The following is a 14,368-nucleotide window of genomic DNA, read 5'->3' as shown; positions in this document are numbered from 1 at the left end:
CGGTAGCCCACAGGGCAGGTTTCGTTTCGTGGATGATCGTTATTCATTCATTGCCATGGGCCAGCCTGTCCGCCTCCTCGCGGCGGCGCGTCCTGATGAACGTGCCGAGCGGCGTGGAAACAATGCTCAGCGCAGCAAGGATAAAGAAGAACACCGCGATGGGCCGCGTCAGGAAGCGCCAGGCATCCTGATCGAACAGGATCATCGACTGGGCGAGCGAGTTTTCCACCATGTGGCCAAGCACCAGGCCCATGATGATCGGTGCGGGCGAAAATCCGGCGCGGTTCAGGAAGTAGCCGACAAAGCCGGCGATCAGCATGATGTAGACATCGTTCAGCGATTGTCCGACACCGTAGGCGCCGACAACACAAAGGCAGAAGACGGCAGGCCAGAGGAACTGGCGCGGGATCAGCGAGATGCGCGAGAAATAGCGCGCGCCGACAAGACCCAGACCGAGGAATACGAGATTGGCCAGCAGCATGGCGAAGAAGATCGCATAAAGCAGGTTCGGCTGGTTCTCGAACAGATAAGGCCCGGGCCGCAGACCGTGGATCTGAAGTCCGCCCAGAATAACGGCGGCGGTTGCCGAACCCGGGATGCCCAGCGCCAGCGTCGGAACCATCGCACCGCCTGTGGCGGCATTGTTGGCCGCCTCGGGACCGGCCACGCCCTCGATTTCGCCCTTGCCGAAATTGTCCTTGTTCTTCGACCAGCGCTTTGCCTCGTTGTAACCGATCATGGCGGCCACGGTGCTGCCCTCGGCGGGCAGGATGCCGACAAACGTGCCGATGCCGGACGAACGCAGGATGGTCTTCCAGACTCGGCGAAAATCATCAAGGGTCGGCAGTTTGAGGGCCGACATGGAGAAACGCTCCAGCGGACGGTCCTTCTGGCCGGCCTGATCGAGAAGCTCGGCCATGGCGAACAGGCCGATCAGCACCGGAATGAAGCTGATGCCCTCATAGAGTTCCGGCACTCCGAACGTGAAGCGTTCCACGCCGGTCGTCAGGTCGACGCCGACGGTGGCCAGGAGCACGCCGAAAGCCCCGCCGATCAGGTTCTTGACGGCCGACTTGCCGCTGATCGATGCGAGCATGGACAGGCCGAAAATGGTCAAAGCGAAATATTCCGGCGGGCCGAAGCGGTAGGCGACGGTGGCCAGGAAGGGCGCGGCCAGGATCAGCACGAAAAGGCTGAAAATGCCGCCCACGACACTGGCCGCCGCCGCCATGCCAAGCGCGCGCCCCGCCTGACCGTTTTTCGCCAGGGGATAGCCGTCGAAAGCCGTGGCCGCGGCCGGCGGTGCGCCGGGCGCGTTGATCAGTATGGCCGTAATCGATCCGCCGAACGTACCGGCGCAGTAAAGCGCCGCCAGCATGGCAATGGCCGGGATCGGCTCAAGATAGATGGTAAATGGAAGCAAAAGCGCCACGGCCATCGAACTCGAAAGGCCGGGCAAAGCGCCGACCAGCACGCCGACAACGGTGCCGACACAGATCAACAGCAAAGTTTGCGGTTGCAGGATTTCGAGCAGTCCGCCCAGGACGATTTCCATGGTCGCCTCCCTCTAGAACAGCGATGCCAGCGGTCCGAGCGGCAGGCGCAGACCGAGCAGTATCTGGAACACGACATAAATGGCGACGGGTACCGCAACGGCGAAGGCGGCGACATGCCCCAAGTCGCGCGCGCCCCAAAGTACGGGCAGCGCAATGCAGACGAGGAAGATGGCAAGCGGCACGCCGATGACCGGGAACAGAACAGCCGTAAGCGCGAGCATTGCGGCTGTTGCCCACATTTTCCAGGGTGGCGTATCGCCTTCCCCGCTTCTGCGGGAACGTAGACCTTGCGCCATCATGACGAGGGTCAGAAAGGCAATCACGCCGAGTACAAGGCGCGGCATATGGGTTGCCGGCATTCCCTGGGCGGCCCCGAGAGGATCGCTGTCGAACGTTGTAGTCACATAGAAAAGCGCGGCGCACAGAACCAGGATTATTGTCCCGGGCAGCAGGTCCTTCGGCAATGTCATGACGTCACCTCCCAGCCACGGGGACGCGCGCAGGACGCGCATCCCGTCAGTTGTTTTCGACTATTTGCGCAGGCCCAGCTCTTCGAGCGTGTCGTAGATATTGGCGTACATGGAACGGATCTGGGCGTCCCATTCCTGCGCATCGCCGACCGACGAAGCGTCCAGGCCGATGCCGGACAGATATGCCTGATAGGTGCCGTGGCTCATCGCCTTCAGCAGTTTCTCCTCAAGCACGGCAACCCTTTCGTCAGGTGTATCGGCCATTACGATGATGCCGCGAACGGTGGAGAAATTGACACCGTCGATACCGAGCTCGGCGAGCGTCGGTGTGTCGGGAAGGGCAGCCAGACGCTTGTCGGCCATCACCGCGAGCGGCACGAAATCGCCAGATTCGATGCCGTCGACGGCCTCGCCGTAATTCAGCCCAGCAGCCTGAATATTGCCACCCATCAGGTTGGTGATCATCGCGCCACCGCCGTCGAAAGGCACATAGGCAAGCTTGATGCCGGACTTCTTGGAGAAGGTGATCGCGGCGATATGATCGATGCCGCCGGCCTGCGTGCCGCCCCATTTGATCGGAGCCTTCTCGCTTATCGACTTCAGATCGTCGAGAGAACCGATGCCCGACTTCTTGTTGACCACCACAATGATGGGATCGTCGGTCGAACGCACCACGCCCTTGATATCGTCGATGCTGATCGGCGCACGGCCGCGAGCCATGGTGATCAGATGGGTCGGCGTGATCGCCATCAGCGTATGCCCGTCGGCGGGCTTACCGGCTGCGTAGGACATCGCCACGGTTCCGCCGCCGCCCTTCTTGATCTGGACGAAGGCATCGACCTTCAATTCACGGCGTGCCCGGATCAACAAGGTGCGGGCCGTCGTGTCCGTGCCGCCACCGGCCGATGCGTGCGTGACAACCTCGATCGGCTGCGAGGGGTAGTCATTGGCGACAGCCAGGCCGGCCGTCAATACGAGTGTGGATGCGGCCAGCGCCGCCATGCGCAAGATAGTCATTCGATCCTCCCGGAAATCTCGGCCCGACGCTGGGCGCCGAGACCGTCCATGGGATCAGACGTTAATTCACAAACTGTAAACTGTCAACAGTTTTTAGTTTTCAATCATCGCGCCTGCATTCCGGCAACCGGAATCCGCATCGGTCGGTGTTGGTCAGGATGGTGCGGACATGCGCGCCCAGCCGCCGGCGACATGCGCCCGCATGGCGGTCTCGGCGGCTTCGAGGTCGCGGGCGAGCAGCGCCTTGATAATTGCCCGGTGCTCCTTGTTGGAGACGGCGAGATTGCCTTTCTGGACAAGCCCGCGACGGCGGAACAGGTGCAGCTGGTTGACGATCCGTCGGTAGCTCTGTTCAAGGGCCGGGTTCTGCGCCGCATCGACAAGGGAATCATGGAATTCAAGATTGAGCGAATAGTAGCTCGAAACGTTCTCCTCACGCGCCGCGACATCCATGTCATCTACCAGTTTCTGGAGCTTTTGCAGTACTGCATCGCTGGCCCGCTCGACAATGAGCCGTCCGGTGAGGCCGGCAAGGGCGCCACGGACTTCGTAAAGGTCGCGCGCCTCGTCGAGCGTCATTTCCCGCACATACATGCCGTGATTGGTGGCGCTGACGAGCAGACCCGCCTGTTCGAGGCTTCGGCAGGCTTCCCGGATCGGCCCGCGACTGACGCCGAGGCGGCCGGCAAGCGAGCTTTCATTGATGCGATCGCCGGCCTCCAGCTCTCCAGAGATGATCATCGCCTCGATCGCCTCGCAAACGATCGTGCTCAGCGTCTTCGACCGGCGCTGGCTGATCTGCTCCAGCGCGGCATTTGATGGTGTTTCCTTGGGCATGACCTAAAAATATGCGCTGTCTGATAACTGTCAACAGTCCAGATGCGGGATGACAACAGATTGTCTTGCCGCGTGTTCGGATTGGTTCGGCCGGTTCAGTCCGGCGCCGCCTCAAGTTTCCGGTAAAGGTCCATCATGATCGCATCGCGATTGACGTCATAAGCCTCCCGCATCAGGTGGCGGCCCTCCGGATGCTGCCAGTAGAGATCGTCGTCCAGCACGGGCGAGCGCACGAGCATGGTCGGCACCCATTCGGGATCGAACAGCCAGGCGATGTCGATCAGGTCCCACAACACCCAGCTGCGCTCTTCCGGATCGGTGATCGCGAACATCTCATGCAGCGGATTGTGTGTGTAGAGATGGTGCAGATAGGAGGCGATCGCACTCTTGCCGTGGACGAAACGCTCCATCTCAGGCAGCGACATCTTGAGCTGTGCCCCGACGAAATAGCCGGGCAGGTAGATATGCGGCACGCCGCAATCGAAGATCAGGCTCGAGGCCAGCGTGTCCTGCACCAGGTTGAGCGATGGCGCGTTGCAGTGCGGCGAGTGGCTTGGATAGGCCGATGTCCAGATCACCACGACATTGCGGATGATGTCCGGCGCCATCAGGAACGCCGAGGCAATATTCGTCACCGCGCCCATGGCGCAGATGTAGAGCAGCTCGCCCGGATTGGCCCGGGCCCGTTCGATGATGAAATCCGCGGACGGCGAAGCGATCGGCTCTTCCAGCGATGTCAGGTAACCGGGCGATCCGCGAAACACCTTGCCGTCCGGCGAGATCCGGCATTCTTCATAGACCCGCAAGATTTCCTCGTAGGAAAGCTCGGCGCCCTCGTCGGGAGCGACGAATTTGATGTCTTCGGCCTTGCGGCCGGCGGCGATTACCCGTTCCGCCCAGCCGCGCAGGCTGCCGACCTTGTCGTCGTCTGCCGAGCGCCCTTCCCGCAAATGGTTCACGCTCTCGATGATCGCATCGCGGTGGTGCTGGAATGAAAACGGCACCGCAGTCACGCCTTCCAGATGCAGCCGCTCGGGCGACAGCAGCGCCCAGGCAATGGCGAACTGATCGTCGATTTCGTTCGCGGCGTCGGTGTCGATTATGACACGGGCCGGCTTGCCGGGGTGTTCCAGCCGCGCTTTCATTTCGGCATCGCTGAGCTTGGGAAAACGCTCAAGAATATGATCGGGTGTTTTCATGGGTCCCGGCCTTTCTGCCGTCTGGTTCGCCGCATGGCGGATGGTGTTAGTTTCCGAAGCCCTTGCCGAACGCCTCTTCCTTGATGAACCGCTCCGAGATGATCAGCAGAATGATGCCCGGCAACGAGACGATCAGCGTGATGCCGGCCGCAGAGGCGTCCAGCGTTCCGCCGGAAATCTTGGAGAACAGCAAGGTCGGCAAGGTGATGATCTTGCCCTGGCCGAGAAAGAAGGTGAGCAGGAAGATGTTGCTCGAGACCAGGAAGGTGAACAGCGCGCCGGCCACCACGCCGGGCATCAGCATGGGCAGCGTCACCATGCGCAGGATCTGCCATCGGCTGGCGCCGAGGATCATCGCCTGTTCCTCGAATTCGCGCCCCAGCCCCTGATAGACCGCCGTCAGCATGCGCACCATGTAGGGGATGGTCGGGATCAAATGGGCGATGATGATACCGACATAGCTGCCGGCAAGGCCGAGATTGATGAAGATCATCAACAGCGCGATACCGATCGCCGCCTCCGGCACGATCAGCGGCAGCGACAGGAAGAACTCGAAGCTGTTCTTGCCCCTGAAACTCTCGCGCGCCAGGACCCGCGCCGCAGGCAGGCAAATCGCCAGGCAGATGACCGTCACCGCGATGCCGATCACCATCGTGTTGAACGTCGCCTCATAGACCCGCGAATACGGCGAAAGCACATAGTCCCAGGCAAGTGGTATGGGCGAACGCTCGCGCTGTTCCATCCACCAGACCGTCGGCAGGAGATTGGGCCAGGCCCAGCGGAAAGCGAGACTCTGGATAATCAGCGGCAGGAACGGCCCGACAATCAGCGCCGCGACCGCGACCAGATAAAAACGCTGGAAGGGCGACAGATGCGTGAAGGTGTTTGTTGCCTTGCGCGCCATCTCACGCCCTCCCGCGCATGCGCTCATAGCGCCGGTAGACGGCGAGATACGCAAACAGGATGACGCCCGCGACAATGCCGATGGAAACCACCGTCGCCATGCCCTGGAGCTGGAAGGCGTAGTTGGCGTCGTTGAAATAGCGCCAGGCGACCACGGGAAGCGTGTCCGGATAACCGCCGCCGAGAATGAACGGCGCCTCGAATGCGCCGACATTGAAGGCAAAACAGATCAGGGTTGATGAGACGATACCCGGCAGGATCTGCGGCAGCGTGACGGAGAAGAAGATCTGCCGACGGGTGGCGCCGAGGATCGCCGCCGCCTCTTCCGTCTCGCGGCCGATGCCCAGCAGCACCGCATAGATGGCCAGCGTCATGAACGGCACCTGCTTCCAGACATAGACCGCAATGATACCCCAGCCGTAGTGGGTCTTGAGGATTTGCGGGAAATCGCCGGGGTTGTCGATCATGCCGACCAGCGCCATCAGGCGCGACAGGATGCCGCCATTGCCAAGCATCAGAACGGCCAGCGCGATACCGACCGTATAGGGAATCATCAATGGCAGCTTGTAGAGATATTTGTAGAGCGTCTTGCCGCGGAACGGCTTGATCAGCGCGAGGCTGAGCACGATCGCCATGATCAGCGCAATGATTGTCGAAACCAGGCCGTAATAGAGCGTCAGGCCGAGCGAGACCCAGAAGGCGGACGATCCCCACAGCGCCCCGAAATAGGAGAAGTCGGGAAATGTATTGATGCCGAACCACGGCGCGAAGCCAAGGCTCTGCAGCAGCGCCAGGACCAGCGCGCCGCCGAACAGCACGAAGAGCACGATGACGATCGGCGCGAGCTCAGCGATACGCAGAAAAAGGGCGTTGCGCTGCGCGGTCGACCGCCGGCCCGAACGGGTATCGAGGGCTGTGTCCTGGGTTGCCATGGGTCCGTGCAAAAAACGAGTAAAACGGGCCGCCAATCCCGGCGGACGCGGAAATCAGGGCGCCGCCGGCGAACCGGCGGCGCTGTTGGCTGCTACTGCGCCATCTGCTTGACCATCGTATCGACGATCTCTTCGATCGACGAGGACGATCCGCGCTCGATATATTCAAGCCATGTGCCTTCGATCACGTCGACGAGGCTGGCATTGGTGTCAGGCGCGACATTGGCGTCGAGATCGGCCTGGGTCACGCCATAGAGCGGCGGCGCGGCCTTCTGGACCATGGAGGCATCGTCCGCCGACAGTTTCCAGACATCGATGCCGACCGGCATGCCGGCATTTTCGAGCTTGGAGGCCTGCGAATCGACGGAAGCCATGTAGTTCGCCAGAAGCAGCGCGCTTGCCGGATTGGGGCTGTTGGCCGGAATGGCGAGATAGTTCTTGTTGGCGATCATCAGGCCCTTCGGGAAGATGAAGGCCTCCGCCTTTTCCGGATAGGCACCGGTCTGCAGACCGGTATGCACCGCATAAAGGCCGAACTTGCAGTTGAAGTAGACCTCGCCATTGAGGAACAGGCCGTCAAGGGCCGCGATGTCCTCCGGATAACGCGCCTTGCCGCCATCGGCGCCGAGCAGCATCGGCTCGATGGACTTCAGATACTCCATGCCCGGCTTGATCAGTCGGGCAAGTTCGGCAGCGCCCAGATCGTCAATCGACTGCTGGAACGGGACGCCGCCATTGCCGTCCGGGTTGAACGCATACATGACCGACTGCACGAATGTGTTGCCGATATAGTGCGGCGGCTTCACATAGGTGAACTTGCCGGGGTTCTTTTCCAGATATGCCTTCATGTCCTCGAAGGTCGAGGGTGTGTCGGCGGCGTCGACATATTGCCGGTTGACGGCGCAGACATATTGCTGGCCGGACCACGGGATTTCCTTGCTGTCGGTGACGACGCCGAAATCGCGCAGGTTAAGCAGCGAGCGCGGATCGTCCGGATTCCAGTCGAAATTGGCGGCATTCGGAACCTTCTGTGCGAAAGAGCCGAACAGCGCGTCCTGCTGCTTCATCGTGTAGAAGTTCTCGCCATTGACCCAGATGGCGTCGACACTGCCCGCGCCGACGCCCTTGCCGGCGTTCTTCTCCGCCAGCACCAGGTCGATCGCGTCCTTGGTGTTGGTGATGCGGACCGGGTTGAGCGTAACGCCCAGTTCCTTCATGGCCGGAGCCGCAACGCTGTCGATCCACACATTGATGGTGTCGCTGCCGCCCCAGTAGTAGAAATTGACCTTGCCTTCATCGGCGGCCCGCTTGGAGACGTCTTCCCAGCTCAGCTTGCCGTCGAGAAAATCGGCGCGGAACTGTTCCGCCGCCTCATCGCCATGCGCCAGCGCCGTCGTCAACACCAGCGCGCCTGCCGTCATGAGACCCTTGCGCAACGCGGCCTTCGTTAATCCAGTCATGCCATTCCTCCCAGTTTTGGCGGCGTTCGCGCCACCGGTTCACTTAGTTGGCCCGTTTCGGAAACAGCCAGATCCGGTCGCCCGGAAGCTGCAGGAATACCCTGCTGCCCGTCTCCAGCTTTTCCGTCGAATGCTCGTCGACATTCAATTCATGCTCGCCCACCTGCACCGTGTAGGAAACAGTGGCGCCAAAAAAATCTGCCGTGCGGATTTCGCCTTCGACCTGGTTTGCCGCGCCATCCTGCGGCTCTTTGAGCAACCGGATCGCCTCGCTGCGGACCATGGCATCCGCTCGCTCGCCCTGGGCGAAAGCCTGTGTCCCTATCGCCGCGAGATCCGCGAAGCCGGCTTTGATCATCCCGTCGGCGACGGTACATTCGAAAATATTGGACGCGCCCATGAATTTCGCGACGCTGATCTTGTCCGGCCGGTGGTAGATCGCATCGGGCGTGTCGAACTGCTCCAGCCGTCCGTCGAACAGTACGGCCACCCGGTCGGACAGCTCCATCGCCTCCACCTGATCGTGGGTGACGAAAATGGTCGTTATATTGAAGCGCTGCTGCAGATCGCGAATAAAGCGCCGCATCTCGCCGCGCAGATTGGTATCCAGATTGGCCAGCGGCTCATCCATCATCAGCACAGAGGGCTTGGTGATCAGCGTGCGGGCTATGGCGACGCGCTGCATCTGCCCGCCGGAGAGCTGCGCCGGAAACCGGTGACGGAATTGCGTAAGCTGGACGATGTCGAGGATCTCTTCAAGACGTTCCGAGACCTCTTCCGGGGACACGTTGCGCACGCGCAGGCCGAATGTGATGTTCTTTTCCACATTCATATGCGGAAAAAGCGCGTAACGCTGGAAGACCATGCCGACATTGCGGTCGCGCACCGGCACTTCCGACACGTCCTTGCCGTCGAACAGGATCTCGCCATTGGTCGGATTGTCGAGGCCGGAAATCATGCGCAGGGTCGTCGTCTTGCCGCAGCCCGACGGGCCGAGCAGCGCAACTAGTTCGCCCGATGCGATATTCAGATCGATATGTTCGAGCGCGACGAAGGAACCAAACTCCTTCCTGACGGCCCGAAGCTGAACCTGTGTCACCGCTTCACCGCCGTCTCTGGCGGCGAAGATCGATGCGCCGTTTCGGCTCAAACTCTGACTGCACCAGGTCCTCCCAACCAAAATTTGATATAACAAAATGAGTAATATCAATTTGCATTGATGTCAACAAATTCGTTCCATCCAAACCGGCTGCCGGGACGCCCCGGACAGCCATTCTCCCGATCATCGCGGCGATGCCAATTCCGCCGCGAATCCAACCATTTGCCGCATTCAGTATCCGTCTCCCGAAGACCGCTCCGTCGGCCGTTCAGGACCCCGTAATCAAGTGCCGCCGCGCCGCGATCCGCTCAAGCGGCCGCAGGCCTGCCCAGCCGGCGAACTCCATCAGCACTTCGTGATGATGTCCGGGCACGAGGACAAAATGATGTTCGATCCCGTGTCCCATCACCGTGGTCACCACATCCTCGAGCGACGCCGCCTGACCGCCGACCGAAAAGTCCCGCAACCAGCCCCGGCAGCCGGTAAAGCCGCTCGGCTGACGCCCGGCCACGCGCGCTTCCATTTCGAACAGCGTCGTCACGTCGTCGGCCACTCGCATGGCGGTCACCGGACCGTCCTGGAAAACCAGGTCGCTGATCGTTCCGTAGCAGGCCCCGGCTTCCGTGCCGCGCCCGATCATCGGATGATTGATCCAGGCAGCGCCATTGTCGTCCGCCAGATAGAGCGGCCCGCCGCCGCCGTGCCACATCAGCAAATCGCCCTTTTCAAGATCCGGCTCGGTCATGTCGAGAAGATATCCCACCTTCCCGGTCATGGATTTCGCCGCAAGCTGCGTGACGGCGCCGAGGAGGTCCCCTTCGGAGGCAACCGGCACGCCATCGATCTCCTCCAGCCAGGAAAAGGCAGCGCCCGGATGGATGCCCGGATCGACCTGAAGCGCCGGCCAGTCGGAGACCGCAAGCGCCGTATAACCGCCATCGTCGCAGATGTCGCGCAGGGCAAGCGCCGCCTTTGCGTTCAGCGTCAGCTGCTCATCGCTGACATCCCGGACGGTCGCCGCCGCCGCCATTTTCTCGACTTCGGCCGCGGCCTGCGATGCATCGATTGCCGCCATGCGCCCGGTCAGCTCGGCAATCTCATGGGCGTCGACATCGATGCCGAACCGCCTTTTGAGCGTGCCCGCGCTGACCTCCATATTGTAGAAGGTCGGCGCCAGCCCGCCGATCAGCGCCAACCGCGTATGCGTAACGCCCTTGAGCATGGCAAGCGCCCGCAGCGTGGTTCGCAGACGTTGCTGCAATTCGGCGCTTTCCGGTGCGCCGAAATACCACTGAATGGGATTCTGCCTGAGATCGCGCACGCCCTTGGCAATCGACATCGTCATATTGAGCGAGACGAAATTGTTGAGCTGGATATCGCCCTCAAGGGTCGGCTCCGGCGTCGCCCAGGCGCCCATCGGCACCGGAATGGTGGCCAGCGTGTGCGCGACATCGCCCATGGTAAAGCCGCCATGGATGAGCAGTAGGAAATCGGCGCCCTCGGCCAGGCAGAATTCGGCGGCCCGGCGTGCTTCCGATCCGTTCATCGGCCGCTCCGGCGCCGTCACGACGCGCGCGCCTTCGCCGGCGCACAGCTCTTCGAGGACCCGCCCGCAATCTTCGAAGACACGGTGCCGGTCCGGGAAATAGCTCGGCAGCGAAGCATGAATGACGCCGACCGTTACCGCTTCCTGCATCGCCACACTCCTGCTAACGCACCTCTCGCGAGGCTCCCGTGAGATTGAAACTGACCTTGCCGATCCGGTAGACCTGTTCATAGAACACGACGCTGCCGTCCTCGTCGAAGGCGGTGCAGGCCTGCACCAGCAGCGGGCGGCCCGGTTCGATCTGCAGATATTGCGCCACATCCGCCGGCGCGCCGGCCGGGCTGATATCTTCGCAGGCGGCGTTCCATTCGAGGCCGAAGCGCTGCCGCAATATGCGCAGGATCGACTGCTCATGACCCGTACCGGGAAAATCATCGGCTGACGCGTTTGCCAGCAGCCGTGCCGGCACCCAGGTCCGCACCAGCATCTGCGGCTCGTTATCGACAAGGCGCAGGCGCTCGATGCAGGTCAGCCGCTCATCCCGCAGTTCGTCGATCAGTTCCTCGCCATGGGCACCGGCTTCCAGCGTCGAGATACGGATGAGCCGTGAAGACGGCTCGCGCCCGGCGCGCAGCATGGCGTCGGTAAAGGACGAAAGACACATGGACGAGGGCGGCGACAGGGAAATGACCGTGTAGCCGCTGCCCTGCCTGCGCTCCAGGAAACCCTCATTGACCAGCATGTCGAGCGAGCGGCGGATGGTGACCCGGCTGATGTCGAAGGTCCGGGCCAGTTCGTCCTCTGTCGGCAGCCGCCCGCCGATCGGGTAGCGCCCCGACACCAGGCGGCTGAGCAATGCGCCATAGGCGACTTTGTATTTCGGTTCCGCACGCGCTTCCACGGATCAGGCCTCCCTCATTCGTTGCATACCAATTTGTATGACCGAATGCGGCATGTCAAACCACCCAAACGCTTTTGGTCTGCGAGTAGAGGGCGATGGCGTCGGCTCCCATTTCGCGGCCGTAGCCGCTCTGTTTCATTCCGCCGAAGGGCGAGGCGGCGTCCGTCTCGCCCCAGCAATTGATCCAGATCGTCCCGGCCTTGAGCCGTTCGGCCAAGACACGGGCGCGGGTGACATCCTGCGTCCAAAGCCCTGCCGCCAGCCCATAATCCGTATCGTTGGCGCGGGCGATCACTTCGGCTTCGTCATCGAAGGGCAGGACGCACAGAACCGGCCCGAAAATCTCCTCGCGGGCAGCGCGCATCGTGTCGGTCACGCCGATCAGGATCGTCGGCGCGACGAAATAGCCTGCCGCACCCACCCGGCCACCGCCTGCAATGCACTCCGCGCCCTCGGAGAGACCGCTGTCGATATAACCCGTGACCGTCTGCATCTGCCGTTCGCTGATCACCGGCCCGAGATCATGGGCCGCCTCGGCCATGCCCGGTCCGACCGATACGCCGGCCGCCAGTTCGGCCAGCCCTTCAACCACCTTGTCGTAGACAGGCCGCTGCACATAAAGCCGCGCCCCGGCCGTGCAGGATTGCCCGTTATTGCCGAACAGCGCCCAGAAGGCACCCGCAACCGCCTTTTCGAGATCGGCATCAGCAAAGACGATGTTCGCCGCCTTGCCGCCGAGTTCCAGCGAAACCTTCTTCAGATTGCCCATCGAGGCTTCGACGATGCGCCGGCCTGTCGCCGTGCTTCCGGTAAAACCGATCTTGCCGACGCCGGGATGACCGGCAAGGGCTGCGCCGGCTTCCGTGCCGATCCCCGGTATGACGTTGAGAACCCCCTCTGGCAGCCCCGCCTCGAGCGCGAGGTCGGCGAGGTAAAGCGCACTAAGCGGCGTCTGTTCCGCCGGTTTCATGACGATCGCATTGCCGGCGGCGAGCGCCGGGGCGATCTTCCAGACCGCCATCAGCAACGGATAATTCCAGGGCGCGATCAGGCCGCACACGCCGACCGGCTCGATCCGCGTATAGTTGAACCTGTCCGGCACCGAAACCGGGATTGTCGCGCCCTCGATCTTGCTCGGCCAGCCGGCGAAGTACCGCAAATGCCGCGCCGAATAAGCGGCGTCCACGTCGCGTGCCACGGCAAAGGGCTTGCCATTGTCCAGCGCGTCGAGCTGGCCAAAGATTTCGGCCCGTTGATCGACCAGTTCGGCAAGGCGCCAGATGCGCTGCGAGCGCTCATCCGGCGTCATGGACGACCATGGCCCCTCATAGGCCTCGGCGGCAGCCGCCACGGCAAGATCGACTTCTGCCGCGCCAGCCTTCGCGACCGTACACAGGGGCGTTCCGAAAGACGGATCTGTGACTTCGATACTGCCCGCCGTATCGATTTTCCCGCCGCCGATCCGCAGCGACAGCGGGCCTTCCAGAAAGGCTTCGACATCCGGCAACAGGGGAATCAGGTCTGTCATAGCGCCGCCTTCAGCCGTTCAAGTCGCCGACGGCCTTCACCCGTCAGCCATTCGGTGAGCCGCGCATGGCCGCCATGGCCGAACTCGGCCACCGCATCCGACCAGATCGCCCGCCCGCACATGAAACCGGCCGCGTTGACACCGGCCTCGCGCGCCAGTCTCAAGGATTGCTCGAACCAGTCGAACGAAACGCCTGCGCTCAGATAGACGAGGGGTATGGGACCTGCCGCGGCCGCGGCTTGCCGGAAACAATCGAGCGCCCAGCCGCGATCGAATTCGCCGCTGCCGAAGCCTTCCACGAAGGCCAGATTGACAGGGATTTCCACTTTCAGAACGTCCACCGCGAAGTCTGGATCGGCGTAGATCGCGGTCGCTTCGCGCACCAGATCCGGCTTCAGCCGCGCAAATTCCAGCGATGTGGAATCCGTCACCGTCTCGTCATAGACGATCGGCTCGAAAAGGAACTCGATACCGTGATCGGCGCATTGCCGGCCGATATCGCGCACAAGACCGTGCTTCTTTTCATTGGTTTCCGCCGAGCCGCGCGGCGCGTAATAGAGAAAGAATTTCAGCCGGCGCACACCCAGCCCCGCATAATCGGCAACGCTCAGATTGTCGGGAAGCACGGTGATGCGCTCGCTGGTCGCGATACGGTAGACATCGGCCTCGTAGGCCAGCAGCTTTTCGCAGGCCGGATTGAAATGCGGCAGAAGCTCGCGGCCATACTCGGCATCGACCAGCAGAACTGAGGCATCGCGGCTCAGGCACTCCACCACGGCCTTCTTGAAGTCGAACAGGTCGGTTTCGCGCGCTTCGGAGCCGCGCGCCTCTGCAATCGCCGCGCCCAGACCGCTGCCCTGATCGACGGCAACGCCGTACATGGGCATTTGCGGTTCTGGTTTTTTCTGACCCATATCGCG

General features: G+C 62.1%; 13 protein-coding genes. All 13 read right to left on the bottom strand.

The window, feature by feature from the left end; translation table 11 throughout:
- Positions 1–43 precede the first annotated feature (43 nt).
- Positions 44–1,555, bottom strand: a complete 1,512-nt coding sequence (locus OOZ53_RS10515) for a tripartite tricarboxylate transporter permease (protein ID WP_271089469.1) — start codon at positions 1,553–1,555, stop codon at positions 44–46.
- A 12-nt stretch (positions 1,556–1,567) separates the two neighbouring features.
- Positions 1,568–2,026 carry a tripartite tricarboxylate transporter TctB family protein gene (locus OOZ53_RS10510; protein WP_271089467.1) on the bottom strand — a complete coding sequence of 153 codons (459 nt, stop codon included), beginning with the start codon at positions 2,024–2,026 and terminating at the stop codon, positions 1,568–1,570.
- Between the two features lie 60 nt (positions 2,027–2,086).
- Complete coding sequence (locus OOZ53_RS10505; RefSeq protein ID WP_271089466.1) at positions 2,087–3,043, bottom strand: Bug family tripartite tricarboxylate transporter substrate binding protein; 957 nt, start codon at positions 3,041–3,043, stop codon at positions 2,087–2,089.
- 153 nt (positions 3,044–3,196) lie between these two features.
- On the bottom strand, positions 3,197–3,880 hold the full coding sequence (locus tag OOZ53_RS10500; RefSeq protein ID WP_271089465.1) for an FCD domain-containing protein: 684 nt from the start codon (positions 3,878–3,880) through the stop codon (positions 3,197–3,199).
- Positions 3,881–3,975: 95 nt separating this feature from the next.
- On the bottom strand, positions 3,976–5,079 hold the full coding sequence (locus OOZ53_RS10495) for a nucleoside hydrolase (RefSeq protein WP_271089464.1): 1,104 nt from the start codon (positions 5,077–5,079) through the stop codon (positions 3,976–3,978).
- A 46-nt stretch (positions 5,080–5,125) separates the two neighbouring features.
- Complete coding sequence (locus tag OOZ53_RS10490; protein WP_271089463.1) at positions 5,126–5,983, bottom strand: ABC transporter permease; 858 nt, start codon at positions 5,981–5,983, stop codon at positions 5,126–5,128.
- 1 nt (position 5,984) lies between these two features.
- Positions 5,985–6,914: an ABC transporter permease gene (locus OOZ53_RS10485; RefSeq protein WP_271089462.1), complete on the bottom strand. Its 930-nt coding sequence runs from the start codon at positions 6,912–6,914 to the stop codon at positions 5,985–5,987.
- 92 nt (positions 6,915–7,006) lie between these two features.
- The gene (locus OOZ53_RS10480; RefSeq protein ID WP_271089461.1) at positions 7,007–8,374 is read right to left on the bottom strand and encodes an ABC transporter substrate-binding protein; all 1,368 of its coding nucleotides are present in this window, start codon (positions 8,372–8,374) and stop codon (positions 7,007–7,009) included.
- Between the two features lie 43 nt (positions 8,375–8,417).
- Positions 8,418–9,524 carry an ABC transporter ATP-binding protein gene (locus OOZ53_RS10475; RefSeq protein ID WP_271089460.1) on the bottom strand — a complete coding sequence of 369 codons (1,107 nt, stop codon included), beginning with the start codon at positions 9,522–9,524 and terminating at the stop codon, positions 8,418–8,420.
- A 217-nt stretch (positions 9,525–9,741) separates the two neighbouring features.
- A complete protein-coding gene (locus tag OOZ53_RS10470; protein ID WP_271089459.1) occupies positions 9,742–11,169 on the bottom strand; it encodes an L-fucose/L-arabinose isomerase family protein in 1,428 nt (475 codons plus the stop codon).
- A gap of 13 nt (positions 11,170–11,182) precedes the next feature.
- Positions 11,183–11,920, bottom strand: a complete 738-nt coding sequence (locus OOZ53_RS10465) for a GntR family transcriptional regulator (RefSeq protein WP_271089458.1) — start codon at positions 11,918–11,920, stop codon at positions 11,183–11,185.
- A gap of 55 nt (positions 11,921–11,975) precedes the next feature.
- A complete protein-coding gene (locus OOZ53_RS10460) occupies positions 11,976–13,448 on the bottom strand; it encodes an aldehyde dehydrogenase family protein (protein WP_271089457.1) in 1,473 nt (490 codons plus the stop codon).
- Complete coding sequence (locus OOZ53_RS10455; protein WP_271089456.1) at positions 13,445–14,362, bottom strand: tagatose 1,6-diphosphate aldolase; 918 nt, start codon at positions 14,360–14,362, stop codon at positions 13,445–13,447. The genes OOZ53_RS10460 and OOZ53_RS10455 overlap by 4 nt, the downstream gene beginning before the upstream one ends.
- Between the last annotated feature and the right edge of the window lie 6 nt (positions 14,363–14,368).

Origin of the sequence: Allohoeflea poritis (assembly GCF_027889715.1) — a bacterium.
Classification (GTDB): domain Bacteria; phylum Pseudomonadota; class Alphaproteobacteria; order Rhizobiales; family Rhizobiaceae; genus Hoeflea_A; species Hoeflea_A poritis.
Note: the sequence above shows the minus strand (reverse complement) of the source record. Positions and strands in the feature narration are given on the sequence as shown.